This is a genomic window from Microbacterium panaciterrae (assembly GCF_039541635.1).
Classification (GTDB): domain Bacteria; phylum Actinomycetota; class Actinomycetes; order Actinomycetales; family Microbacteriaceae; genus Microbacterium; species Microbacterium panaciterrae.
This window is the reverse complement of record NZ_BAABGP010000024.1, coordinates 272,815-297,765: the sequence shown is the minus strand read 5'-3', so window position 1 is coordinate 297,765 and position 24,951 is coordinate 272,815. Positions and strand designations below refer to the sequence as shown.

At 62.8% G+C, this 24,951-nt stretch carries 20 protein-coding genes and 1 pseudogene; 8 read left to right on the top strand and 13 right to left on the bottom strand.

Annotated elements, in window-relative coordinates:
- Positions 1–33: 33 nt before the first annotated feature.
- The 8 genes and pseudogenes from ABD882_RS17785 to ABD882_RS19125 all read right to left on the bottom strand — a co-directional run.
- On the bottom strand, positions 34–918 hold the full coding sequence (locus ABD882_RS17785) for a helix-turn-helix domain-containing protein (protein WP_345188777.1): 885 nt from the start codon (positions 916–918) through the stop codon (positions 34–36).
- A 7-nt stretch (positions 919–925) separates the two neighbouring features.
- Entirely contained in the window at positions 926–3,217 is a 2,292-nt protein-coding gene (locus tag ABD882_RS17780; RefSeq protein WP_345188775.1) for an alpha-L-arabinofuranosidase C-terminal domain-containing protein, read from the bottom strand.
- A complete protein-coding gene (locus tag ABD882_RS17775) occupies positions 3,217–4,176 on the bottom strand; it encodes a glycoside hydrolase family protein (RefSeq protein WP_345188774.1) in 960 nt (319 codons plus the stop codon). The genes ABD882_RS17780 and ABD882_RS17775 overlap by 1 nt, the downstream gene beginning before the upstream one ends.
- Complete coding sequence (locus ABD882_RS17770; protein ID WP_345188772.1) at positions 4,173–5,060, bottom strand: carbohydrate ABC transporter permease; 888 nt, start codon at positions 5,058–5,060, stop codon at positions 4,173–4,175. Before ABD882_RS17770 ends, ABD882_RS17775 begins: the two co-directional genes overlap by 4 nt.
- An 18-nt stretch (positions 5,061–5,078) precedes the next feature.
- The gene (locus tag ABD882_RS17765; RefSeq protein WP_345188771.1) at positions 5,079–6,092 is read right to left on the bottom strand and encodes a carbohydrate ABC transporter permease; all 1,014 of its coding nucleotides are present in this window, start codon (positions 6,090–6,092) and stop codon (positions 5,079–5,081) included.
- A complete protein-coding gene (locus ABD882_RS17760) occupies positions 6,089–7,411 on the bottom strand; it encodes an extracellular solute-binding protein (protein ID WP_345188770.1) in 1,323 nt (440 codons plus the stop codon). Before ABD882_RS17760 ends, ABD882_RS17765 begins: the two co-directional genes overlap by 4 nt.
- Positions 7,412–7,463: 52 nt before the next feature.
- On the bottom strand, positions 7,464–7,793 hold the full coding sequence (locus ABD882_RS19130; RefSeq protein ID WP_425563396.1) for a substrate-binding domain-containing protein: 330 nt from the start codon (positions 7,791–7,793) through the stop codon (positions 7,464–7,466).
- Positions 7,694–7,978 (bottom strand): annotated as a pseudogene (locus tag ABD882_RS19125) (substrate-binding domain-containing protein); the annotation flags it as partial. The pseudogene ABD882_RS19125 and the gene ABD882_RS19130, both read right to left, overlap by 100 nt.
- Positions 7,979–8,227: 249 nt before the next feature.
- Here ABD882_RS19125 and ABD882_RS17750 point away from each other — a divergent pair.
- The 5 genes from ABD882_RS17750 to ABD882_RS17730 all read left to right on the top strand — a co-directional run bounded on the left by ABD882_RS17750 (position 8,228) and on the right by ABD882_RS17730 (position 14,501).
- Complete coding sequence (locus tag ABD882_RS17750) at positions 8,228–10,522, top strand: beta-galactosidase (RefSeq protein ID WP_345188767.1); 2,295 nt, start codon at positions 8,228–8,230, stop codon at positions 10,520–10,522.
- 30 nt (positions 10,523–10,552) lie between these two features.
- Positions 10,553–12,127 (top strand): alpha-N-arabinofuranosidase, encoded by a 1,575-nt coding sequence (locus ABD882_RS17745; RefSeq protein WP_345188766.1) that lies wholly within the window; start codon positions 10,553–10,555, stop codon positions 12,125–12,127.
- Between the two features lie 86 nt (positions 12,128–12,213).
- A complete protein-coding gene (locus ABD882_RS17740) occupies positions 12,214–13,218 on the top strand; it encodes a LacI family DNA-binding transcriptional regulator (protein WP_345188765.1) in 1,005 nt (334 codons plus the stop codon).
- A gap of 370 nt (positions 13,219–13,588) precedes the next feature.
- Positions 13,589–14,014 carry a MarR family winged helix-turn-helix transcriptional regulator gene (locus ABD882_RS17735; protein WP_345188764.1) on the top strand — a complete coding sequence of 142 codons (426 nt, stop codon included), beginning with the start codon at positions 13,589–13,591 and terminating at the stop codon, positions 14,012–14,014.
- A complete protein-coding gene (locus tag ABD882_RS17730; RefSeq protein ID WP_345188763.1) occupies positions 14,004–14,501 on the top strand; it encodes a glutathione peroxidase in 498 nt (165 codons plus the stop codon). Before ABD882_RS17735 ends, ABD882_RS17730 begins: the two co-directional genes overlap by 11 nt.
- Before the next feature lie 298 nt (positions 14,502–14,799).
- On the opposite strand, the gene ABD882_RS17725 is transcribed toward ABD882_RS17730, so the two are convergent.
- From ABD882_RS17725 to ABD882_RS17715, 3 genes are read right to left on the bottom strand one after another with little or no spacing between them, the layout of a single operon-like run.
- Positions 14,800–15,702, bottom strand: coding sequence for an alpha/beta hydrolase fold domain-containing protein (locus ABD882_RS17725; protein ID WP_345188762.1), 903 nt, complete (start codon positions 15,700–15,702; stop codon positions 14,800–14,802).
- A 36-nt stretch (positions 15,703–15,738) separates the two neighbouring features.
- Positions 15,739–16,893, bottom strand: a complete 1,155-nt coding sequence (locus tag ABD882_RS17720; RefSeq protein ID WP_345188761.1) for an ABC transporter permease — start codon at positions 16,891–16,893, stop codon at positions 15,739–15,741.
- A complete protein-coding gene (locus tag ABD882_RS17715; protein ID WP_345188760.1) occupies positions 16,890–17,954 on the bottom strand; it encodes an ABC transporter permease in 1,065 nt (354 codons plus the stop codon). Before ABD882_RS17715 ends, ABD882_RS17720 begins: the two co-directional genes overlap by 4 nt.
- Before the next feature lie 143 nt (positions 17,955–18,097).
- Here ABD882_RS17715 and ABD882_RS17710 point away from each other — a divergent pair, with 143 nt between their 5' ends.
- Positions 18,098–18,688, top strand: a complete 591-nt coding sequence (locus tag ABD882_RS17710; RefSeq protein ID WP_345188758.1) for a TetR/AcrR family transcriptional regulator — start codon at positions 18,098–18,100, stop codon at positions 18,686–18,688.
- Positions 18,689–18,809: 121 nt separating this feature from the next.
- Here the strand turns inward: ABD882_RS17710 and ABD882_RS17705 are convergent, their stop codons facing one another.
- Together ABD882_RS17705 and ABD882_RS17700 are read right to left on the bottom strand one after the other, a co-directional pair.
- Positions 18,810–19,991, bottom strand: coding sequence for an FAD-dependent monooxygenase (locus ABD882_RS17705; protein ID WP_345188757.1), 1,182 nt, complete (start codon positions 19,989–19,991; stop codon positions 18,810–18,812).
- A gap of 34 nt (positions 19,992–20,025) precedes the next feature.
- Entirely contained in the window at positions 20,026–20,487 is a 462-nt protein-coding gene (locus ABD882_RS17700; protein ID WP_345188756.1) for a hypothetical protein, read from the bottom strand.
- Positions 20,488–20,589: 102 nt separating this feature from the next.
- On the opposite strand from ABD882_RS17700, the gene ABD882_RS17695 reads away from it, so the two are divergent.
- Positions 20,590–21,087: a MarR family winged helix-turn-helix transcriptional regulator gene (locus ABD882_RS17695; RefSeq protein WP_345188755.1), complete on the top strand. Its 498-nt coding sequence runs from the start codon at positions 20,590–20,592 to the stop codon at positions 21,085–21,087.
- Positions 21,088–21,226: 139 nt separating this feature from the next.
- On the top strand, positions 21,227–24,781 hold the full coding sequence (gene mobF / locus ABD882_RS17690) for a MobF family relaxase (protein ID WP_345188800.1): 3,555 nt from the start codon (positions 21,227–21,229) through the stop codon (positions 24,779–24,781).
- Positions 24,782–24,951: the final 170 nt, after the last annotated feature.

Genomic DNA, 24,951 nt, shown 5'->3' with positions numbered 1-24,951 from the left:
CGCTCGGCTGGAGGATTCTCTGACCATGCCCGATCACGCGTTCTCTTGGTGCGCCCTCTTGCGGAACTCGGTTGGTGGAGTTCCATTGACCCGACGAAATTCGCGAGCGAAGTAGAAGGGATCGGAGTACCCGACAGTTGAAGCGATCAATGACACCGAGTCGTTGGTGGTGAGAAGTAGTTCCCGAGCGCGCGCCATTCTCAGCCCCCGGACGTAGTCCAGCACGTTCGTTCCGGTCGCCTGGCGGAACAGACTGGCGAAATGAGAACTGGAGAGGTTCACCGCGCGTGCGAGTTCGTGTGGTCGAACAGGGCGGGAGAGATTCGTCCGCAGATAGTCTTGGGCGGCCCGGATCCGGTCCGCACGAGCAAGCGGCCCCTGGAGCTGGCTTGCGGTGAGCTGGCAGAGCAGCTGCCAGGTGGCACCAGAAGCAAGATACAGGCTCGCGAGGGTCTCATCGCGTTCCATCGCAGCTAGGGAGTTTTCGAACAGCGTCACCATGGCGAGGACGTCGCGGATACGAATCTGGGCCAGCCCATCTTTCGCCTCGGGGTGGAGGACGCGCAAGAACTCCGCGATGTCAAAGCCGTCAGCATGAAGCCACCAGATGGTCCAGGGGTCGGACAAATCAGCACCATACGCGTGAGGTGTTCCGGCGGGGATGATCACGGCCTCGCCAGCACCGATCACCTGCCTGCGACCGCGTGACTCCACCCAGCCGTCCCCTCGAACACAGAAGATCACAATCGTTTCGGTTGCTCCCCGAGGGCGGGTTCGACCGTGACCGGCAGCGCGTGGGAAGTACCCGACGTCAGTGAGCAGCAGCCGCGACGTGACCGGAGTCCTTAGAGCTCGCGCCTTAAGCGGAGTGGAGAGGACTCTCAGCCGTTGGCCGGGAAAGCCTTCTGCGATTGGCATGTTCGATTCAGGCCAGAGTGGCGATGTCATCCCATTCCAGTACCGCGAATGAGTAGGGCGGAATCAGAAGTGTTGCCCCAGAAGGTAGTTCGGTAGCCTCGGGTTCCGCAGGTGACGGTTCGAAGGGTACCCCGGCGTCTTCTGGCGCAGTCAGGGTCAGCACCCGCGACGAGGGAAGTTTCGAACCGGATGCCAGCTCGAGTTCGAGAGATCGTTCCTCGCTCGTAGCGTTGACAATGCGAAGTGCGCTCCGTCCCTTCGTGGAGTCGGTGATGCAGGTCGCCACGAATCTTTGCTCGGGGATTGCCGGGTCGATGTACTCCTGGACGAGCTCGCCATCTAGCAGGTATTCGATGCGTTCGCCCGCTCCGAAAACTCGCACTTCGATCTCGTACTCCCGTCCGATCTCGACCGTGAAGGGAAGCGAAGGGATGAGCTCGTCACGGTCGCCGTCGGCTGTGTAGTAGGGTGTCAGGCTGCGGTTCAGCCAGGTCCCGAAGGCCCATTCCCAGCTGTTCGGGGAGCCGACGGCTCCGAAGTGCAGAGAGAACCCAATCTCGTGATCTGTTGTCCGCTCCAGGGCCGTCGCACGGGCTCGCACCACATAGTCGGCTGTTTCGCTTCGCAGCGGCAGGACGACGCGGCCGTCTTTGGTATCGGCCGTCACATCCGGGGCCACGATGCCATTGAGGGAGACACCCTGGAAAGCGACGCGGAAGCCCGTCGCCTCGACGGCGACGGTCGAATAAGTCTGACGCGGGCGGACGAATGTTGGAGCCTCGGAGATCTCGACCGCCCGGCTGCCGTCGCCGGCAGTCGTGGAGAACATCGACTGCACGTGGTAGTTCAGGCTCGGCATGACCCGCTGGTTGTCGAAGTAGATCAGATCCGGAGTCCACTGAGTTCGGTGGGTCTTCGCGAGCAGCGGGGCGTAGGACGCAAGTTTGACGATATCGCCGTTGCGTTCCAGACCGGTCATGTATGCAGCTTCGGCGAGAGCGTTGAGCATTCGGTTCGCTTTCGACCCGTACTCGCCGAGGTATACGGCTGGTCCTGAACGATCATAGGAGTCGTATCGGTCAACGTGTTCGAACAGCCACTTGGGCGCCTTGTACGAGTGCTCGTCGACGATTGGAACTTCCAGTTGCCGCGCGAACTCCCAGCCGTCGTCATAGTCTGCGCCGAAAGCGGCCGGGCCGACGGTACCGATAACGACGATCTCGGGATGTGTCTCGCGAAGGGCCGCATAGATGCGAGCGAACCGGTCGCGGAAGTCGGGGGTAATCTCGTCTTCGTTGCCGATGGCGAGGTATCGCAGTCCGAAGGGTACGGGGTGCCCTAGAGCCGTTCGGCGTGCCCCCCATTCGGTCGAGGCGTCTCCATTGGCGAACTCGACCAGGCCGAGCACTTCCGCGATGTAGTCCTCCATGTGCTCGTCAGGGATGGCATGTTGCCCGCCCTCCGAGTTCTGACAGCAGACGCCGGCGGCGAGCACGGGCAAGGCGGTTGCTCCGATCTGCTCGCAGAATCGGAAGTACTCCAGATAGCCAATTCCGAACGACTGGTGGTATCCCCAGACGTTGAAGTTGGGGACGCGGCTCTGCAACTCGCCGATCGTGTCGGGCCAGCGATACATATTGTCGAGCCCGGAACCGTGCGAGACACATCCACCCGGAAAGCGCACGAAGCGAGGACGCAGATCGGCGATGGCTTGGGCAAGGTCTTCGCGCATGCCGTTATCGCTGTCGCGGAAGACCCGGTTCGGGAATAGTGACACGAGGTCGACATCGATCGCGTCTTCTTCGGCTCGGAGCGACAAGGTTCCGTCGATTGCGGTTTGCGTCGCATGGAGCACGACTTCGTAGCGCGTCCATTCCGAGGTATTGATGTGCACGTCGGCCGCCGTCGATTCTGACGCGGTGCCAAGACTCACCTGGAGTCGGCCGCCGTTGGCTGACCGCGCGAAGACGCTGAACGTGTAGTCGGAATCTGCGATCAACGAGATGCCATCGAATCCATGGTTCGTCAGTGAGGAGCCGGCGTCGATGCGAGCGTAATGCGGTGCTGATTCGGACAATGGAGCGTCGGTGCGGAGCTCGACGTCGCCGTCGACTGACCATGCAGTCAACGGTCCCCAGCCGCTGACCTTGATATCGGTGTATTCGAAGGATCGGTTCTGCACGAGTTCGGCGTACAGTCCTCCGTCGGCGGAAAAGTTGATGTCCTCGAAGAACACACCCCAGAGATCGGGGCTGATCGGTCGAGAGGGAAGGTCATCGCGGATTGTCAGTCGCACCATTATCGGGTCCCAGGATCAGTTAGTAGCGGTTCTGGAAGCACCTCGTCGCGATCGCATATGAGGGTGCCATCGACGACCCGCAGACGTGCAGCCTGGATGGAGGATCGGCGGGTCTCGTAGCTCTCGGCGGGGGATCCGCTGGTGCGGCCGGGGTGCGTGAAGTAGAAGATGACAGCCTCGTCCCGGGAGACAGGGACCACATCCGCGTGATGACCAGGGGCTGCGTCGTCGGTGCGGCTTCCGGGCTGGTTGAGAATGAGCCCCTGTGGTTCCCAACTCCTAAGGTCTTGCGAACGAAGGACTCGTTGACCGTGCCATTCGTCGACGATCATCCACCACGACGCGCCAAGCGGAAACACATTGGGACCTTCGTGTGGGCGGTGCGTAAGCACAGGGCCACCGACCTTCCAAGAGAACAGGTCGGGGCTGTCGGCGTACCAGGTGGAGGAGTCATCGGCCTCGTCCTTATACCACATGCGATATCCGCCATCCGGCAGAGTTGCGACGCAGGCGTCGATCACGTACGGCGATGAGAGCTCGAGTGTCGACCGATACGTCCAGGTCACGAGATCGGGGCTCGTGTAGTGGCGGATGCGCCGCTCGAACCCCGGCCAGATCGATGGGATGCCACGGATCACCGACACGTACATGTGGTAGCTCTGGCCGTCGTCGAGGATCTCTGGAGCCCAATAGGTGTGGTGCCCCCACTCCTGGTCGAGTCCCTCGATGATCCCGCGGTAAGTCCAGGTGCTCCCGCCGTCGTCGCTTGAGGCGACCCCGAGACCCGAGCCGTGCACCCACTCCACGCCGGGCAGCGGGGGAGCGTCGGCCCGTCGAGCAGTGTAGACCATCCACCAAGACTTCTCGGCGCGGTTGAAAACCACGACGGGGTCGGTCGCTCCGTCATGGATCGGATCGCGGAACAGCGGAGATTTCGCCCTGGACATGCCGTCGGTCATCCCTTGACCGCCGACCCGAGCGAAGAGCCCATGAAATAACGCTGCGCAACGAAGAAGATCACGACGACCGGAAGGAGGTAGAGCAGCGCTCCTGCTGCCTGGATATTGACCAGAGGGTTGCCCATGGGGTCAAGGTAGCCCGTGGACATCGCGACCGCGAGCGTGGTGTTGTCGATGCTCAGCAGCAGCTTCGGGGCCAGGAAGTCGCCCCAGCTCCAGGTGAAGGAGAGCAGAAACGCGGTCAGGATCATCGGCCGAGACAGTGGGAGGAAAACCAGTGCGTAGATTCGCCACCAGCCACAGCCGTCGATGATGGCAGCGTCTTCGAGCTCCATCGGAATCGAGGTGAAGAACTGGCGGAACAGGAAGATGAAGTACGGGGTTCCGGCAAGGCCCCACAGCACCCAGGGCCAGTAGGTGCCGACAAGCCCGATCCGCGCGAAGATCACGTAGGTGGGGATCAGTGTCGCGACCGCGGGGACCATCATTGTCGCCAGAAGGACTCCGAACAGGACGTTTCGTCCTCGCCCGCGCAAGCGTGCGAAGGCGAAGCCGATCGTGGCGCTGCTGGCCGTGGTGAGCACGGACGTGATGGATGCCAGCAAGAGCGAATTCAGAGTGTACTTGGGGAAGTCGACACGAGTGAATGCTTCAACGAAGTTCGACCACTGCGGGCTGAGGGCGAATAGTCCGCTCGTGCCCTGGGAGATCTGTCCCGTACTCGCGATGGAGGTGAGAACGATGTACAGGAATGGCAGCCCGAAGAGTGCGATCGCGATAACGATGAAGATGTAGGTGAAGACCGAGGCTCGCTGCCCGTCGGTATCTGGTTTGCGTGTTCGGTCGGAGAAGCGGGAGGCCGGAGAGGCGATGGCTTGTGTCATGGTGTGAATCCTTGGATCTCAGTCTTCGTCGGTGCCGACTTGGTAGTACACGACGCGCTTACTGATCTTCTGCAGTACGAAAGTCAGGACGAGTACGAACACGAAGAAGACCCAGAGCATGGCGGAGCCGTATCCGAGCCGGTGATTGCCGAAGAATTCCTTGTAGACCTCAAGCATGAATAGCGTCGTGCTCTCGGGAATCAAGGACAGGTTGGATGTCGCCTTCGAGGACTCCGCCAGGAGCATGGGCTGCACTAACATCTGCAGCGAGGCGATAACCCCGGTGATGACCTGGAAGTAGAGCACCGGGGAGATGATCGGGACTGTGACGTTCCAGAGAACCCGCAGGTTTCCGGCGCCGTCGAGACGAGCGGCTTCTTCGAGTTCTCGCGGAACGTCCTGCAGTGAAGCGAGGATAATGATCATCCCGCCGCCCAGGCCCCAGAGGGTCATGATGATGAGCACATAGAACGCGTACGGGTCAGCAAGCCAGGTAACCTTGTCGCCGCCGAGCAGGCTGATGATGCCATTTACCATACCGACATCGCGGTTGAAGATGAGGCGCCACATGATCGCAGTGGCCACAACCGGGACCACGGACGGCAGGAAGAAGATAGCCCGGACGATTCCGCGGGCTCGGATCCTTCTGTTCACGAGTAGCGCGAGGAACAGACCGCCTGCCACGCTGAGCGGAACCGCGATCCCGGCGTAGACGAAGGTGCGCCCGAGTGATCCCCATGCGGTCGGATCCGAGAAGAAGAAGCGTAGGTAGTTGTCGAAGCCGACGAAGCGCCATTTCGGCGAAGCGCCGTCGTAGTTGGTAAGGCTCAGGATGAAGGCGTAAACGAAGGGCACCAAGGTGAGCAGGAGGAAGCCTGCGATCCAGGGAGAGGCGAACAGATAGAACGTTCGCGTGCGATATCGCTTCCAGCCCCGTTTCGACGATTTCGTGGTGCCGGGGGGACGGCCGACGCCGCGGGCGTTGCTGCCCGCGGCATCGGTCCCTGAGATGGGACTCAGATGATTCGTCATCCGAGCTGGTCCTTCGTTTCTTTCAGAACGACATTGACCTGATCCTGGATCTTCTTCGCGGCATCCTCAACCGAGATCTGCCCCTTGGACAGCGCGATGATCTCGCTGTTCAGCGCGTCGGTCAGTACCGTGCCTGTCAGGTAGGGCGAGTCCTCACCGATTGCGATGTACTTGAGCTCACTGTTGACGGTGTCGACAGCAGATGCCTGGAAGGGCAGCGCAGTGGGCAGGTTGCCCCACAGCGATTGAAGGGCGGGAAGACCCCAGCCGCTCTTCGAGCGCTCTTCGGCGGGTGCGCCACCGAAGAAGTACTCCATGACCCGCCACGCCTGATCCGGGTGCTTCGACCCAACCGGGATGTAACCGCCGATGCCGCCGACGACCGGGTTGTAGCGCTTTCCGCCCACTTCCCAGGTCGGAGCGGGGATCAGCTGAACGTGGTCGCGCACGGACGCCGCATCGTCGCCGGCGAGATTGCCGCCGAGCCAGTACCCATCGAGCGAGAGAGCCATCTTGCCAGTCTGGAAGGAGGGCAGGTCCCACCCATCCGCCAGCGGGTTCTCGCTCGTCACGCCAGCGCCACTCGACGCGTAGTCGGCCAGCCACTGGAGAGAGCGGTAGGCTACTGGGTTCTCCAGATTGATCTCGGTGAGGTCCTTGTTGTACAACGTCTCACCGCCCTGGTTGACCATGGCGCCGAGCAAGCCACCGAGGCCCCATTGCCACTCGAGACCAACCGCATTCTCGACGCCCGCGGCCTTGAGCTGCTTGGCCACCGTGAGGAGCTGGTCCCAGGTGGTCGGCTCGGTCGTGCTGAACGGCTCGATCCCCGCGTCCTTGAGGATCTGCGTGTTCTGCCAGAAGGAGACATCGGGGCTCCAGTCCTTCAGAAGGCCGTAACGTTTGCCCTTACCGCGAGTCGTTCCATCCCACTTCCATGCGTCGTTGGCGGCGACGAGGTCGGCCTCCTTAATTACGGTGCTCTTGGCGATGTAGTCGTCGAGGGGCAATGCCAGACCACGAGCGAAGAGGTTGGCGGAAGGGCCCGACCGTACGAGATCCGGCGGATCGCCGGCAGTCACCATCGCGTTCAGACGAGCGTCATCGGGTTCGATGAGGTTGATCTTGATGTCCGGGTTGTCTTTCTCGAACGCCTTCACCATGTCGGGAGTGAACTCGTTCGCCTGGTACATCACAGTGACGGTCGTGACACCGCCGGTCGATCCTCCGGACGAACATCCGGCGAGCGCGATCGCGCCCGCCACGATGAGGCCTACGGCTGCGCCGAATTTGCCGAGCTTCCTGTGGTGCATGGACATCGCTGTCCCCTTTCTTGTATGCAGGTTAGGTGGATCTTCGGGTGAGTTGGGTTCAGGTCACCGACAGCGAGGATTCGCGGACGTTGAGGAGGGTAGGGACCCGGATTGACTTGCCTTCGGGTTCGTCGAGGAGGAGACGCACCACTTCTCCGCTGATGTCGTGGAACGGCTGGCGCACGCTAGTGGGTGGTGGATCGCACGTTGCGGCGATTCCCGTGTCGAACCCGACAACTGCGACATCGTGCGGGATGGAAGCGCTGCGGCTCTCCGCGATGCGACCGCACCTGTCGCCATTGCATCGTTGGCAGCAACCAATGCATCTATGTCGGGAATGTGAGCAAGAAGCCGGCTCATCGCATCTCGTCCGCTCGAATGGCTCCAATCGCCTTCGGTGACGAGTGAAACGTCATGTGCGATGTTCGCGGCGTCGAGGGCCAGGTTGTATACATCCAAGCGATCAATCGCCCCAGTGAGGTCAAGAGGCCAGGAAATGGTCGCGATATGACGATCGGCTTCGATGAGATGTTCGGTCGCGACACGGGCACCAGTGAAGTCGTCGGCGCTCATGCCGCTGGCCGAAGACACACTCGCCGTCCGAGTGACATCGTGATTGGTAGGACGACGACCGGCGCGAGTGGCGGTCATCTTGTTCATTGTCGCCCTCGATCCGGTTTCTAGTTGGCGACGTAACGGCTTCGTCGCCTTGTATTCGGCGACTGTAACCGATCTACTTTAGAAAGTCTACTTATCGTTAAAGTTGTGACTACAGTAGAGTCGGCAGCGCCGCCGTCCACGATCAGAAGCAGAGTCCCAAACATGTCACCTCCGAGCCGCACCTCTCCGCCCCTCATCGTCACGAGCGCAGGGTGGCAGAGCGAGCTTCTACGTCCGGCGATGGCGAATGTCGAGGATCCTCGCGCGGGGCTCGAGTTGACGAATCGGGGTCTGCTCCGTGATGGGCAGCACTGGGTCCCGGTATCCGGCGAGATCCACTACTCTCGCGTGCCTCGCCACCGTTGGGAGGAACGTGTGGCTCAGATGCTTGCCGGTGGGATCTCGGTGGTTGCGTGCTATGTGCCGTGGCTTCATCACGCGCCGGGGGGTCCCGTTGCCTCATTCGACGACTATCTCGACGTCGGCGCGTTCGTGGACATCGTGAGAAAGCGAGGCTTGGAAGTCGTGTTGCGAATCGGGCCTTGGGCGCACGGGGAGATGCGCAATGGCGGCTTCCCTGACTGGGTCCAGGCTTCGCCGGTTCAGCATCGTACGAACGATGCTGGCTACCTCGAGTTGGTGCGCGGGTGGTGGAGCCAGCTGGCGATAGCACTCGGAGATCGGCTGTCATCGGAGACAATTCTCGGCATCCAACTCGAGAACGAGTTCTACGACCAGCCGGATCACATCCGGGAGCTCAAGCGGCTAGCTCGCGAGCTTGGATTCTCCGCACCGTTCTGGACCGCAACCGCGTGGGGACACGCGCAGCTTCCCGAGCCGGAAGTCTTTCCTCTCTATGGCGGATATGGTGATGGATTCTGGGTAGACCAGGGCGAACCGTGGGACCCATCATTCCGCGATCACTTCTTCTTTTCTGATGTCTGGGACGATCCGGGAATCGGCGCTGATCTTCGCGCAACTTCTGTCGAGGCGACCGATGCAATCGAGAGCAGGTTCTTCCCGCCGGCCACCTGTGAGCTCGGGGGCGGCATGGCTACCGCGTACCATCGCCGCCCCGTCCCGACCGCCCGCGACATAGCGACTGTCGCTCACATCAAGGTGGGCAACGGCTCAAGCTGGCAGGGCTATTACATGTACGCAGGCGGCACTAACCCCGCCGATGGTACCCAAGAGTCGCACGCGACCGGTTATCCCAACGACGTTCCTCCGCTCAGCTATGACTTTCACGCCCCGATCGGTGAAGCGGGTCGGCTCGCGCCGAGCCATGCGGAGTTGCGACGCCAGAACGCCTTCTTGGACGCGTTCGGGTCGCGGATCGGTGGTATGCCGTCTCACCTGCCTACGGTGCGTCCTTCGGGAGTCACCGATTCGCAGACCCTGCGCTGGTCATTCCGAGGAGACGACCGATCAGGTTTTCTCTTCATCGCTTGGCATCAGCCACATGTCGCACTCACTGACTACGTCGGCGCACAGTTCGCCGTCGTATTCGGCGACGTCGAACTCCGACTTCCTTCCTCACCAGTGGATATTCCGACCGGGACGATTGCTCGATGGCCGGTCCGCTTCGAATCTGGCGGGGTCGAGATCGCTTGGCTTACTGCATCTGTCCTCACTCTGCTCCCGGGCGAGGTTCCGACACTGGTCGCTGTCGCCGAGCTGGGAATTCCTGTGGAACTGGCGATCTCGCACGAGCAAGTCATCCGTTCCGATTATCTGGAACCGGGCTTGGTCCCGACTCGACTAGGTAAAGCGCACGGCGGTGCGCTCGATCTGCTCGTGCTGCCTTCCGAGGTGAGCGATGACCTCTGGGTGCAGGCGTCAGAGAGAGGAGTTCCCGTCCGACTTCTCCGTTCACGCGACGAAATCGCTTGGGATGCTGACGGTCGGGTGACCGCGCGATCCGGGGATCGCTATCCGGAGGTCTCCGCCTATGATTCCACAACGCGTTCGTTCAGATCGGTGCCCCTCGAGCACACCGGAGGGACTGCAGAAACGGTCGAGTTAGAGGTCGTCAAACGACGGAACGCGTCGGACTTGACCCCGCCGAGTTTCGGTGACTTCGAGGGTCGACCATCCGCGCCTTCTACCGCAGACATCGACCAGTTTGCCGCTGTCTACACCATCACGACACCAGCGATCTTCAATGACCCCGATGCCTGCCTGGAAATTGAGTGGGCTGGGGACGTCGCCCAACTCCGAGTGGATGGCGAAGTCGTCGCCGACAGATTCTGGGATGGATCGCTTTGGCGAGTGAATACCGTCGATCGAGGAATCCGCGCCGGCACACGGCTCGAACTCTGGCTCGTTCCGATGCGCCCTGACTCAGTTGTCCACCTTCCGGAGAAGGCGGCCTTGCGCCGTGCCACCGCTGGGAGCTACCTCGAATCCGTCGATCGAGTCCGGGTCGTGCGTCGCGCGATCTGGACCGAATCCTGATCACCGCATCCACCGTTAGGGGCCACAATCATGACACTCACTGAAGCTACTCGATCCGCCGCACTCAGCGTATCTCGCCCGATCTACGGAGTCATCGACCTCGACCTGCCTGGGCCAACGATCAGTCGACACCTCTACGGTCACTTTGCCGAGCACCTAGGAAATTGCATCTATGGCGGCTTCTTCGCCCCGGGCGCTACCAAGGTGCCCACCCGCGACGGGATCCGCCTCGATATCGTCGAGGCGCTCAAAGCGCTGGACATCCCCAATCTGCGTTGGCCTGGTGGATGCTTCGCCGACGAGTATCACTGGATGGACGGTGTCGGGCCGCGCACGAACCGTCCGACCATGGTCAACAGCAACTGGGGCAGCGTTGTTGAGGACAACTCCTTTGGGACTCACGAGTTCATGGAGTTGTGCGAGCTGCTCGACGCTGAGCCGTACATCTCCGCGAACATCGGAAGCGGCACCGTCCGCGAAGCGAGTGAGTGGATCGAGTACCTCACCCGAGAGGACGACAGCCCGATGGCACGGCTGCGACGCGCCAATGGGCGGGACGAACCGTGGAAGATCCGCTTCTGGGGCCTCGGCAACGAACCGTGGGGCTGCGGCGGACGTTTCTCCGCGGAAGCGTACGCCCAGGTGGCCCGAACCTTCGGACTTTATGGCCGAGAGCACAACGGCAACCAGCTCTACCGCATCGCCGCCGGGGCCAATAACGACGACTATCACTGGACCGAGGTTCTTATGAAGTCGCTGGGATACCAGATCGGCTCGGGGGAGGTGCGTGGCGAGGGCGCAGGCGGCTTCGACGCGATCTCCTTCCACTATTACACGCTGCAGGGAGGCTGGGAAGCCAAGGGGCTTGCAACCGAGTTCGGCCTCGACGAGTATTACCGCACCGTCTTCGCCGCGGCCAGGATCGAGACACTCCTGGCCGGACACAGCGCGATCATGGACGCCTACGATCCGGAAAAGAAGATCGGCTTGGTTCTCGACGAGTGGGGTACGTGGTTCGATGTGGAGCCCGGTACTAACCCAGGGTTCCTCTTCCAGCAAAACACCTTGCGTGACGCGATCGTTGCCGGCATACACTTTGACGCCTTCCACCGGCACGCCGATCGGCTGGCGATGGCCAACATCGCCCAGACCGTCAACGTGCTTCAGGCGATGATCCTCACCGACGGCGACGACATGGTGCTCACGCCGACCTATCACGTCTTCGAGATGAACAAGGGCCACCATGATGCCCGGGCGCTGGACATCCGTATGGTCGGGGATCTCCCGAGCATCGAGGTGGGGGAGAAGCGCGTGCCTATCGTCAGTCTTTCCGCCAGCACCAAGCAGGGTCGTATCCTCATCTCGCTCACCAACGCGCACGCCGAGGAGATCACGGAGGTGACGCTCGATCTGCGCGGTGCCCACCTCGGCTCACCCGTTGGTCGCATCCTCACTGCGGCGACGTTGAACGCTCACAACACCACGGCAGCGCCCACATCCGTCGCACCACGTGCCTTCGAAGGTGTCGCACTGGAGCAGGGCCTTCTGCGCGTCTACCTGCCTCGTCATTCTTTCGTGACCATCGAGATTCCTACCGAAGTCTGACCATGCCTGGATCGAAGCCGAACAGACCTAACGGTTCTCAGAAAAGTCGTCGGGTCTGGCATAGTCACAAGATGCGACAAGAACGTGTGACGATCGCCCAGGTGGCAGCGGAGGCAGGCGTATCGTCGATGACAGTCTCGAACGTGGTCAATGGTCGTCCTGGGGCGTCCGACGCGACTCGTGAACGTGTGCTGGACGTCGCTACGCGGCTGGGGTATCACCCGAACCTCGCAGCCCGAAATCTCAAGTCAGGTAGGACCGGGATGATCGGCATCATCTCACTCGATCTGATCTCGGAGTACAGTCATGAGATCGTTCGTGGCATCGCCGAGGCCATCAGTGACGATGAACGCGAGTTGCTCATGCACGTCTCCGTCGACGCGATCCGCGAACGCGAGCGCATCGAATTCATGGCGCGAGACCTCGTCGACGGACTGCTGCTGATCGCGCCTATGCTCGAACCCGAGACAGTAGAACTGCTTCAATCCCTTCGTATTCCCGTTGTCGTAGTCGACCCTCGGCAGTTGGACGTCGGTCTTCCCCGTGTCACGGTCGACAACTATGAGGGAGTGCGGACAGCGACGGAGCATCTCATTGGCCTAGGGCACGAGCGTATCGGATTTATCCGAGGCGAAGAAGACCTCGAGAGTTCAGAGGCTCGCTTCCGTGGTTTCGCGGATGCGATGCAATTATCCGGTCTCGCGGTCGATCCGGAGTCGGTAGCTACCAGCGGCTTCAGTTACACCAGCGGATTCAAAGCCGCGACGCAGGTTCTCGAGCGCACCAACCTCACGGCCTTGTTGATCGGGGCTGATCTCATCGCTTTCGGAGCGATGGATGCGGCACGCGCCCAAGGGCTCTCGATCCCTGCTGATATCTCGATCGTCGGCTTCGATGATCTCCCGCGCGCCGCCCAGAGCTACCCGCCGCTCACTACGGTGCGCCAGCCGCTCCACGACATGGGCCAGGCCGGTGCCCGCGCCCTGTTGTCACTCATTGAGGGACAGCCTCTCGCCGTCGATCGGATCCGCCTTTCGACCACGTTCGTAGAACGCGCGAGTACCGCCGCACCACGAGCGGATTGCCCGTAGCGTTCGATCCTCCACGCCAAGGATGAGCTTGTGCGGATGCCTGGAAGTGGCAGTTGTTGTCGGGGCGTATCAGCGCCGCGGTGATCCAGGGCAAGGTCGTTCGGCATGGAGCATCTCGAGAGGATGTTCGCCCGGTCGGAACTTCTGGGCGCCGAGGACATCGTGTTCGCCGGAGGCAACAGTGATGGCGATCGATGTGCCGCGGTTCTTGCCACCGCGGCACATCCAGTCATTGCCGGGGAAGTCACGCTTCCTCAGTGGAGCGGTGTCTTGCATACAAATATCTTGTATGGGTATCATTGATACCATGACGCCACCACGTGGACCAAGCCCACTGGATCGATCAGTGTGCTTCACTCTGTACTCCACTGTGAACGCCACTCTTGGTCTTTACCGGGAGTTGCTCGCGCCCTGGGGGCTGTCGTTTCAGCAGGCGATGACGCTGGCTGCAGTGTGGGAGCTCGAACCCGCGAGTCCCAGCGATCTCGCCGAGCGATTGAAGCTTGACTCCAGCAGTGTCACCGGTCTGCTCAATCGCATGGAGGCAGCCGATCTCGTGTGCCGGGAGATGGACCCTGGCGACCGCCGTCGAGTCCTTGTTCGAGCGACCCAATACAGCAAGGAGCTCCAATCTGAGCTTGTTTGGGTGGAGCAGTGCATCGCAGAAGCCCTATCGATGAATTCAGCCGAGTCAGACGCGCTCGTCGCGTCACTCAACTCCCTGCGACAACGAGTGTCGACGTACACCGCATCCCCATTCAACAACACCAGCGACAAGGACCCGGATGACTCTTAATAGCATTAGCCTAACCCTGCTCAACGGGACACAGACGACGTTTGGAGCGATTGCCGACGGAAAGGTCGCTCTTGTTGTCAACGTGGCATCCCGCTGTGGTCTTGCGTCGCAGTACGAGCAGCTTGAGCAATTGCAGGCGAAATACGGTCCCCGGGGGTTTGTGATTCTCGGCCTCCCAAGTAATCAGTTCCTTCAAGAGCTGTCGACTTCGGAAGCGATCGCGGAATATTGCTCGGCGACTTGGGGCGTGACGTTCCCAATGACCGAGAAGGTTTCGGTGAACGGAATCAACGCTCACCCGCTCTACCAGGAACTCAAAGTGCATCCAGACGACGGCGGCAAGTCAGGACGTGTGAAGTGGAATTTTGAGAAGTTCCTCGTCCACCCCGATGGTCGAGTTCGCAGGTTCCGGCCACCGGTCACCCCCGACGCGCCCGAGATTGTGTCTGTGATCGAGGAATGGTTGGCTACGGCAAACGAAGCCTGAAGGCAGCCCTTCGGCTATCCTGCGCAGCCGACGGTGGTGCCGCACCCGCGCTATCTATACGCACCGGGCCCCGTCCTGAACAGTGTGCCGACGAACCGCACATTCCCAATGCGCCGAACAGGGGCTGCCCAGAGAACAATCGATATTCGACGCAATTTGAACCCAAAGGTCGTTCTTGATCCGCACGTCGGCGCGCCCGTCCCGATTGCGGAGGCCGACGGGCGACCCCGGGGGTTCAGGCCCTACATGGGCAGGTTTACTCTCGCCCACTGCCGTCCGCATAGGACTTTGGAGTAAGTTACTGAGCCAAGTTTGCGGAGATCAAAGGGGCCAACACGCCATAACCTCGTTCCGCCGTCCCGCGATCAGTCAGGAGGTTGTAGCCGTGGTCCGTTTGTGGGATCTCGACGTAAGCAAGTAGTGCGCCGACAGCCTTGAGCTTTTCCGCATACGCTGCGCCTTCTGCCCGGAGTCGATCGAACTCGCAGGTGGCCACGATGGCGGGTGCGATGCCCGCGAGTGAATCCCCGTTCGTTCCCCACGCAGGTGATGCCAGCCGATCTTCGCGGTCCGCGGCACGGGGAACATAGGCGGTATCGAATACATCGCGCATCCACCCTCTGATAACGGGCCGTTTTGCAGGCGAGTGTTTCCGGCGGGCGTCGGTGACGAGGTCCAGCGGAGGATAGTGAAGCACCTGGAACGCGATATGGTCTTGGCCCTGTTCCCAGGCAAGTCGCGCTGCGCCTGCAGCGAGGTTGCCGCCGGCGCTTTGCCCCCCGATGGCGATGGGGCGACCGTGCCATGGATGCTCGCTTCTTGCGGCCCATAGCGAAACGTCGTGGGCCTGTTCAACGGGCACCGGGAAACGTACCCGTGGAGCAGTGTCGTACTCGACGTTGATGACGTAGACGCCCGCTTTGGATGCCAGGTATCTGCACCACGGGTCGTCCTGCCTGCGGCCAGGTACGACGAAGCCACCACCATGGAAGTTCACGTAGACGCCCGTCGCGTCCTTGTCTCGATGGGGCGGGGCGTACACGGTGCAGGCGACGGGTCCGTGGCGAGTGGGTACCTGAACGATGTGGGTGTCGCCTGGAATCTCGGGAAACCCGAGCAGCCCCTTCGCCGGGGGCGGGCTGAAAGCGCCCATGAACCGCGCCACAGTGTCGGCGATAGCTGGAACGGTGAGAAATCCCATGTCGTGATCCAATCCTTGTGATATGTAGCGCGGCGACTATCTGGACGCAGGCATCGAGGCACCTGCGGACGCGGCTTCGACGGGTTCGATTGTTTCCTCCGAGTGTTCGGTCAAGTCGGTAGGGTCCGCTGGCGTACTTTCGCTCGGCCGATTCAGCATGGGCCTGCGTCGGCGCACGGCCCCGACGATTCCGACGATGATGATGCCGAGGGCAGCTCCAGCCGTCCAGATCAGCAATTGCGTCATCGACCTCCCCAGTTGCGCGCCTTCGAAGTAGAGGATGCTCCGCATTGACTCAAGCGCACCGGCCCCGATCCAGATGCCGTGCACGTCTTGCCAAAACGGCGGCAGGAAGCCGACTGCGACTGCTCCTCCCGCGCTTGGGAGATTGAAGGCAGTGAGGAGCAGGTTGCAGGCGAGGGACGCGACCGGGCCGATGACGCGTACGAGAACGATGGCGACCATTGCGACGGTGAGGCCGTAGAGGGTGGCGACTCCCAGGACACCTGCGATCGTGCCGAACTCTGCCCCATAGTCGCCGATGAAGATACTCGACAATGCGAAGCAGACGATAGGGGTGACTATGGCTGCAGCCACCGCTGCTATCAGTTGTGTGCGCAGCCGAGCCCGGGGGTGCGCCTGATAGAGCATCGTGATCACCAAATAGGAACCGACCGTTGTGACCACGAAGAGGAAGAAGATTCCGGTCCCGCTGCCATCGCCTTTCCGAGTGGGTGCGACGTCGTCGACCTGCGCGGGCAGATTCAGAGCATGTGCGACCTCGGCCCCGATCTTCTTGACGATCGAAGTCCCGGAGACGCCGGCCGAGCTTGCGACGATTGTGACGACCTTGTCGTCTTCGACCACGATTGCTGCGAAGGCTTCGCGTTCCTTGATCGCCTTTCGCGCCGCGTCGGCGCTGGAGTAGTCGATGAACGTGAAGGCGTCATCGCCGGCCTTGTCTGCGATGCCGTCTTCGACCTGTGCCTGAGTGGATGACGAAGCGACGATCCCGACAGGTACGTCGTGCGGGGTGGGTGCGTGCAGTGCGCTCACATAGCAGAACACGAACACAAAGATGAAGATGAGAGGCGCAGCGATCAAAGCGCCGAGCGTGCGTGATCTGTTCGGGGCAAGTTGCACACCGAGCGGTTCCGTTACCGGGTTTGGGGTTTCGAGCACACCGCTCATCGGACTTTCCCTTCCATGAGTTCTCCGGTCGAGGACGTTGCATCAGCGACGGTGGCCACGTTGACTCCTCGCTTTCTCGCCTTGCGTTTCATGAGCGTCAGCTCGTTCCGCATTCGGTGGTTCGATTTCGAAAGCGCTACGATCGCTACCGCGCCCGGCACAGCGACAGCCCATGCGGCCAGTTGAAGGATCCAGCGGCTCACGCCATGCCCGTCGAAGTACACCAACCCTCGGAACGCTTCCATCGCGCCGGCGCCGAACGAGAACGAGTGGATGCTCTGCCAGAAGTCAGGAAGCAGAGCGAAGGGAACTGGACCGCCCGAGCTCGGAACGTTGAAGAAGATCGCTAGTAGCAATACCCCCAGCAACAGCGACCCGCCGAGGAATTCATGCATCAGGATCGCGATCGATCCGATCGTGAAGACATAGAGCGCATCGACCGCGAGCACCGATGCGATCGCCCCGAAGGAAGCACCGTAGTCACCGACGAAGAACGCTGAGAGCCCAAACACGAGGGGCGGGATCAGGATGCTTCCGACGCCAACAACGGCGAACATCGTTCGAGCTCTCGTACCTGGAGCTGTCTCAGCAAGAACGATCACGAGCATGAACGCCCCAACAGTGGAGTAGATCAACAGATAGAACAGATTGCTGCCCATCGGATCTTTCGTTGCCACGGGCGCAATGTCTTTCACGGTTAGCGGAACGTCGAGCTCACCAGCAACCTTCTCGGCCGCCGCCCGTATGACGGCGACCGTGCTCGGCCCGTTGCCTGACCCTACGTAAGCGGTAATCGTCTCGGGGCCTTGCGTGGGGTCTTCATGCATCGTGATCAGGAGCGAGCCCACTGCCCGTCGGTCTTTGACATCTGACTCAGCCTCCTCAACCACGTCGGTGTGTGTGACCTGGAACTCCTTCGTCTTATCCAGCGAATCGGCGACTTCCGTCGCCACAGCCTGTGGTCCGACGACTGTCATCGTGACTTCGTTCGGTGCAGGCGAATGGAACGCGCTGATGAAAGCCAGCGGGAAGGCGACGATGAAGAGCGCGGGCACGGCCAAGCTCAGCAGTATGCGGATCCGGAGGGATCGAGGTGTTGACACGAGGACTCCAACTTTTTGCAAACGATGTTGACAGTCTTACTCACCTCGACAGAATTTGCCAACTAAGTTGACAACTCTCAGCAAATCGAGAGAATGGGGGCATGACGCGCCACGCCGTTGACCGGTCCGCAGACCTCAAAGCACGCATCCGGGATGCTGCCGAGGATCAGTTCTCGTCGCGCGGGTATGCAGCGACCAGTATCCGAGATATTGCGGCCGCCGCTGGCGTTGATCCATCGATCGTCATCAGGCATTTCGGCTCGAAGGAAGCGCTCTTCGTCGACACGGTCAGGCTGCGAGCGCGGGACGCCGGAATCTTGTCGGGCCCGATTTCGCAGGTGGGCGAACGGCTGGTGCGCCAAGTACTCGCGCAACCGGACGATCTCGTTCGGAGCCGGGGTGCCTTTGCTGCCCTCTTGCGTGCATCGGACAGTGACGACGTTCAGGCCCTCCTCAGGCAGGAGCTGAAAGCAAGCATCATCGACGCCGTCGAAGCACGACTGCCGCCACCCGATGCCAAGCTCCGAGCGCATCTCTTCTGTGCTCAACTCATCGGCTTGTTCACCGCGCTCTGGGTTATCGAAGATGTCGAGTTGACTGCGGCAAACAGGGACGCGCTTGCCGTGTCATACGGCGCGCTCCTCCAGCAAGCCCTTACTGGCGACATCTTCTCAACCTCTGCCGCGGGGTGATCGTGTCGAACTCCGAGCTCGCGGCTCGCAGCCGGCGACGACGGTCATGGTGCGGATCAGCAACCGCCGTACCGCGACCGCGTAGGCCTGGTGGCCACGGCGACGACGCTCACCGGCAGCCTCACCGGTCGTTGGCCGGCTGATCAGGCACCCGGTATCCGTATTGCTCGGCGGTTGCCTTGCCGCCCATGCGCAGGAACATCGACAGGGTAAGATCGCGGAACAGGTTTCCTGCGCCCGAGGTAATCTTGCGGGCCCCGATCTGTCGGCCGAATCGGACGATCCTCTCGGCGCGTGGCTTCCGGTCGGTAGCGAATCCCTCAAACATGGCGCGAGGGGTCCGGTTCTGCTGCAGCCAGTGGGCGAGCACGGCGGCATCCTCGATGGCCAGGCTTGCCCCCTGGCCCGTGGAGGGGCTGACCGCGTGCGCTGCGTCCCCGATCAGGCACACACGGTCGGTGTGCCAGGTGTCGAGGACGGGCATGTCGTAGAGCGGCCACGCGCCGAGGGAGTGCCGGGCAGCCTGGAGGATGGTGGGGATCGAGGCGGGGTCATTCTCGTGGAGCCGCCGGATGCTGGCCATCCAGGCGTCCTGGTCGAGGTTGTCGAGCTCACCCCGCGCCGGCTCGTCGCGGCGCGGGAGGTTGGTAAACCAGTAGGCCGTCTTGTCCTTGACGGTGTAGCCGAAGAAGGCGCGATGCCCGAAGTACATCTGCTGGCCGGTGGTGTCGGGCAGATCGACCTCGGTCCAACTGCCACAGTCCACGATCCCGTTGTAGGACGGCGTGGGCGCGTCGGGCCAGATCAGCCGCCGCACGGTCGACCAGATGCCGTCCGCCCCGATCACCGCGTCCGCGGTCAGTGCGAGCCCACCCTCGAAGACCGCTTCCGCACTGTCGGAGTGAGTGCGCAGCTCAACCAGCCGGGAGTTGAAGTGGAACGTCGCCCCGGCGGCCTGGGCCCGATCGGCGAGTTCGGCGTGCAGCCTTGCGCGGCGCAGCACGACGCCGCGTGCGCCATAGTGTTCGAGGTCGTCGCTGCCGTCAAGTTCGGCGATCCTGCGCCCGCGCGCGTTGTAGAAGTCCATCCCGGACGCCTCGAAGCCGCCGGCCACAGCGGGCACGTCACCGAGCCCGAGTGCACGCAGCGCGTTGACGCCATTCGGCGCGAGGTACAGGAACGCGCCGCCGGTGTCGCGGTGGCTCGGGCGCGCCTCAGCGACCAGCGCCTCGTGTCCGTAACGGCGCAGCGCATACGCGAGGGTGGAACCGGCAATGCCGCCGCCGATGATCAGAGTCTTCACGTTGTCTCGTTTCGGGTCGTCTTCGGGCGGTGTGTCAATTGCCGTTGGGGTTGCGGGTGGGGTCGTCCACGGTGGTGTTCACGCCGGTGCGGTGCGCGTTCTTCGCGTCCTCGATGAACTCGCGGGTCGCCATCGTGGTGAGGATCGCGACGCCGCCGCGCTTGACGCGGACCTCGCTGCCCGCACTGGAGCCGACCAGGATGATGCGTCGACCTCCGGTGCCGCCCGTCGCGTCCTTGACCCGACCCCGACCCGTCCACGCGATCTGCCGCTGGTCGACCTCTGCATCGTCGGCGACGAGCAGTTCCAGGGTTGTCTTGTCGACGTCGATGTTCACCACGACTTCGCCCTCCTCGATCTCGGGAGAGCGTAGATCGAGCACCACGGTCGAGCGGCGGGCGCGGATCGTGAACTCCCGCTCTGTGGTCCAGCGGCCGAGCTTCTTGACGACCTCGTGGTCGGCGAAGACGTCGGTCGCGTTCGTGTCGTTGGTCATGGTGATGATTCCTCTCAGACCTCGCGGCTCGGAAGGGCGTGGAGGGCCAGTTTGCACTAGATCGTTCGAACGAACGAACAAGATAACGGTAGCATGGCTTCTGTGAGTGCGAGCAACCCTGAAGAGCCCGGCCGCGACGCGGTGCTGGCTGCGTTAGCCGATTCGGGCCGCGAGCTGAGCACCGCGGTGATCCTCTTCCACACGAACCTTGCCCGGCGGGTCGGACTGGGCCCCTCGGAGGAGAAGGTCCTCGAACTCGTCCACCGCCACCGGCACGCCACCGTCAGCGAGTTGGCCGAGCACGCCGGGATGCGCAAGAACTCACTCAGCGACACCCTCGACCGACTGGAGGAGAAGGGCTTTGTCGAACGCCAACCCCACCCCAGCGATGGACGCAAGGTCTCCGTGATCGGCACCACCTCCGGCACCGAACGCATCGGCGCGCTCTTCGGCGGCCTCATATCGCAGCTTGGTGAACTCAACGCCGAATACACCACCGAAGAGCTGGCCGTCATCGCGGACTACCAGCGGCGCGCCGCCGAAATCCAAGCAGCCGAATCACAAGCCCTGGACGACAACACCCGACCCGGACGCAGGTAGGAGCCGGCAACTACCGATCCGCCTCTGCTGACTTTGCCCCACACGTCTGGCACTAAGAGTGCGGGCCGCGCGCTGCGCGCGCACCTGACCCCCGAGATCGCCCTTCCCGTGACGGTCTCGGGGAGGGGCCGTCGTGGTGATGACCATCCGGGTCATGTCGTCAGGCAAGGGCTACGAGTACCTACTGAAATCGGTCGTCGTTGGTGACGGAGATCGGGAGATGAGCAGCCCGCTGACCCGGTACTACGCCGCGTCCGGCTGCCCGCCCGGAACGTGGGTCGGCACCGGTCTGATGAGCCTCGACGACGGGCGCGCCCCAGCGTTGACCGAGGGCGACACGGTGACCGAGGAACACCTGGCCCGACTGCTCGGTGAAGGCATTCACCCGGTCACCGGCGAGAAGCTCGGCAAGAGGTTCCCCTCGCTGCAACCCCCACGCGAGCGGATTGCGGCCCGCATTGCACAGCTCGACGCCGACTTGCGGGGCGAGGGGCGGGCAGAGGCGGTGCAGCGCATCCGTGAAGAAGAGGTTGCGAAGAAGCCGCGCACCGCCGTTGCAGGGTTTGACCTCACGTTCTCACCGCCCAAGTCGGTCAGCGCGATTTGGGGCGTGGCCGACGCGGGCACGCAAGCGCTGATCGCGCAGGCTCATCACGCCGCGATGCGAGACACGATCGCGTTGCTGGAAGATCGCGTCGCCGCAACCCGCGTCGGCGCGGGCGGTATCGCGCAGATCCCGATCGTGGGCGTGATCGCCACGGCGTTCGACCACTACGACTCCCGAGCCGCTGACCCGCAACTGCATACGCACGTCGTGGTGTCGAACAAGGCGCAGGGCGAGGATCGGCGCTGGCGCACGCTCGACTCCCGCCGACTTCACAAGGCCGCTGTCGCTCTCTCGGAGTCGTACAACGCCTTTGTCACCGATCACACCGCGCGGCTGCTCGGCGTGACGTGGGTGCCCGTCGACCGGGGCAAAGACCGCAACACCGGGTGGGAGATCGAGGGCGTTCCGGCGGCGCTGATCGCGGAGTTCTCGCGTCGCACGACCGGAGGCAGCGATGGCGCGGAGGGCATCGAACAGGTCAAGAACCGGCTGATCGAGCAGTATGTCGCCGAGCACGGGCGGCAACCCTCGGCGGTGACGATTGCGAAGCTCCGGCAGCAGGCGACCTTGGAGACGAGACCCGAGAAAGAACTGCACTCGCTGGCCGACCTCACCGTCGACTGGCGTGCCCGGGCCGAGGCCGTGCTCGGCGAGGACGCACCCACTTGGGCACAGTATCTGCTCGACCGGGGTGCGAGCGAAGCCCGACTGCGCGCGGACGATCTCGGGCTGGAGCGGATCGAGGATCTCGCCTCCGTGGTGCTGATGAGCGTGGCGAACCGGCGCGCAACCTGGGGGCGCTTCAACCTGCACGCCGAGACCATGCGGCAGATCATGGGAGTCCGGTTCGCAACCACCGACGACCGTATCCGAGTGCTCGATCAGATCGTCGCGCACGCCGAAGCCGAATCGCTCCGGCTCACCCCGGACTACGACCGCGCCCTACCCGCCCACTACGTCGACGGCGAGGGCAACAGGTTTCAGCGGGTCGATCAGATCGCCTACTCCAGCCAACACATCCTCGACGCGGAGCAGCGCCTACTCGCGCACAGCCAGCGCACCGGCGGGCCAGCGCTGACGGCGCGGCTCGTCGCGCGGCACACCTCACGCAAGATCAGGGGCGTCCGGCTCGACCCCGACCAGGCCGTCGCCATCAGCGGCATCGCCCGTTCCGGGCTGACGCTCGATCTGCTCGTCGGCCCCGCCGGTTCCGGCAAGACCACCGCGCTCCGCGCGCTCCATCGCGCATGGACCGCCGTGCACGGTCGCGACTCGGTGATCGGCCTCGCGCCGTCAGCGGCTGCCGCTGAAGTGCTCGGCGACTCCCTCGGCGTGCGAGCGGAGAATACTGCGAAGTTCCTCTATGAGCACCATCGCGGACGCTGGAACCTCGAAGCCGGGCAGCTCGTGCTCGTAGACGAGTCTTCCCTCGCCGGAACCCTCGCGCTCGATCGCATCACCGAACAAGGGGCGAAGGTCGGAGCCAAGATCGTGCTCATCGGCGATTGGGCGCAACTCTCGGCGGTGGAGACGGGCGGGGCGTTCGGGATGCTCGTCCGGGGCCGGCAGGACGTTCCTGAACTCACCGATGTGCGCCGCTTCGCCAACGAGTGGGAGAAGGCGGCTAGCCTCGGGCTGCGGCACGGCAGCACGGACGCACTGGACGACTATCGAGAGCGGGGCAGGTTGCTCGACGGCGGCTCCGAGACGATGCTCGATGCGATCTACGAGGCATGGCGCACCGACCGCGACGAGGGTCTGCGCACGCTGATGATCGCGGGTGCGGGCGAGATGGTCGCCGAGCTCAACGAGCGCGCTCGCGTCGATCTGATCGAAGCCGGACAAGTTGAGACTGACGGTGTGCGTCTGCACGACGGCACCACCGCAGGCGTCGGCGATCTCGTCGTCACCCGGCTCAACGACCGCCGCCTATCCACCGGCCGGGCGTGGGTCAAGAACGGCGACCGCTGGCAAGTCACGCACCGCTACGACGATGGTTCCCTTGCCGTGCGCCGGTTGGGGCGGGGCGACCAGCCACACGGCAAAGCCCTCGTACTACCTGCGAAGTACGTGCGCGAGGAACTTGAACTCGGCTATGCCTCCACAGTCCACCGCGCCCAAGGGGCCAGCGTCGATACCGCGCACGCGCTGGTCGATCCCGAAACCTCGTCGCGCGAATTGTTCTACGTGGCGATGACGCGCGGCAAGCACCGCAACCACGCCTACGTGATCATGCCCGACCCGCACGAGGTCGAACCGCATCTCGACCAGCCGAAGCCGCTGTCCCTAATCGACCGGCTTGCCAACGTACTCGCGCGCAGCGACGCCGACCTCTCCGCCACCGAAACCCTGACACTCGAGGTAGACCGACACGCCTCGCTGTCCACATTGCTCGCCGAGTATGACGTGCTCGCCCGCGAAGCGCATGTCGACCGCTGGGCGGCCCTGCTCGACGTCGCACCCTTCCCCGAAAACATGGCCGACGACGTGTTCACCAGCCCCTACTACGAACGCCTCGAAGCAGCACTTGCCCGCCATGAAGCTGCTGGACACCCCGCGGCGGTCGCACTCAACGCGCTCTCGCCCCGGCTGACGTCCGGTGACGAGCAGGCCGACCCCGCCGCGCAGCTCGCAGCCATGCTTGACGATGCCACCAGCCGCCTACGGCCCGGCAGGAACCATCGAATGCGAGTCGCCGGGCTCATCGCGACGCCCCTCAAACCCATTGCCGACGACATGCAGACAGCACTCGAGGAGCGGCAGTCCCTCATAGAGACCGCTGCCTTGCAACTCGTGGAGGAAGCGCAGGACGCCGGGGCCGCATGGGTTGCCCGACTCGGCGTGCCACGCATGGACGTGAGAGCACAGTGGCAAGCACTGGCGGCAACCATCGCTCTGTACCGGAACCGCTACGACATCAGCAGTCCAGAACCGTTGGATGACGCCACGTCGATCAGGACTGTTGAGCAAAGTGCCGAGCACCGAGTGGCGCAAAGCGCACTTGCTCAGCTTCGACGTCTGAGCGAGCCGTCGGGCGAGGCCCAGTCACGACGACGCGCCCAGATCTACCGAGGACACCGCCTCTAGGCTCTGGACACACCGGCTTCACCGCATGGGCGCGGGGAGCAGCCGCCGTCGGCTTGAAGCCGCATCTGGAGGAAGGATTCAAGCTCTACAACGACCCGCTGCTCACGGAGAAGGTTTACGACATGGTTAGCTTGCATAGCCAACGCGCGCACTGAACGCGAAAGCCGCGG

What these genes read in the sequence shown, in the direction of transcription:
- ABD882_RS17700 (WP_345188756.1), bottom strand. Translation starts at nt 20,487, where the DNA reads ATGACCAACGACACGAACGCGACCGACGTCTTCGCCGACCACGAGGTC.
- mobF (WP_345188800.1), top strand. Translation starts at nt 21,227, where the DNA reads ATGACCATCCGGGTCATGTCGTCAGGCAAGGGCTACGAGTACCTACTG.
- ABD882_RS17730 (WP_345188763.1), top strand. Translation starts at nt 14,004, where the DNA reads ATGACTCTTAATAGCATTAGCCTAACCCTGCTCAACGGGACACAGACG.
- ABD882_RS17765 (WP_345188771.1), bottom strand. Translation starts at nt 6,092, where the DNA reads ATGACGAATCATCTGAGTCCCATCTCAGGGACCGATGCCGCGGGCAGC.
- ABD882_RS17775 (WP_345188774.1), bottom strand. Translation starts at nt 4,176, where the DNA reads ATGACCGACGGCATGTCCAGGGCGAAATCTCCGCTGTTCCGCGATCCG.
- ABD882_RS17745 (WP_345188766.1), top strand. Translation starts at nt 10,553, where the DNA reads ATGACACTCACTGAAGCTACTCGATCCGCCGCACTCAGCGTATCTCGC.
- ABD882_RS17785 (WP_345188777.1), bottom strand. Translation starts at nt 918, where the DNA reads ATGCCAATCGCAGAAGGCTTTCCCGGCCAACGGCTGAGAGTCCTCTCC.
- ABD882_RS17750 (WP_345188767.1), top strand. Translation starts at nt 8,228, where the DNA reads ATGTCACCTCCGAGCCGCACCTCTCCGCCCCTCATCGTCACGAGCGCA.
- ABD882_RS17725 (WP_345188762.1), bottom strand. Translation starts at nt 15,702, where the DNA reads ATGGGATTTCTCACCGTTCCAGCTATCGCCGACACTGTGGCGCGGTTC.
- ABD882_RS17760 (WP_345188770.1), bottom strand. Translation starts at nt 7,411, where the DNA reads ATGTCCATGCACCACAGGAAGCTCGGCAAATTCGGCGCAGCCGTAGGC.
- ABD882_RS17720 (WP_345188761.1), bottom strand. Translation starts at nt 16,893, where the DNA reads ATGAGCGGTGTGCTCGAAACCCCAAACCCGGTAACGGAACCGCTCGGT.
- ABD882_RS17710 (WP_345188758.1), top strand. Translation starts at nt 18,098, where the DNA reads ATGACGCGCCACGCCGTTGACCGGTCCGCAGACCTCAAAGCACGCATC.
- ABD882_RS17780 (WP_345188775.1), bottom strand. Translation starts at nt 3,217, where the DNA reads ATGGTGCGACTGACAATCCGCGATGACCTTCCCTCTCGACCGATCAGC.
- ABD882_RS17770 (WP_345188772.1), bottom strand. Translation starts at nt 5,060, where the DNA reads ATGACACAAGCCATCGCCTCTCCGGCCTCCCGCTTCTCCGACCGAACA.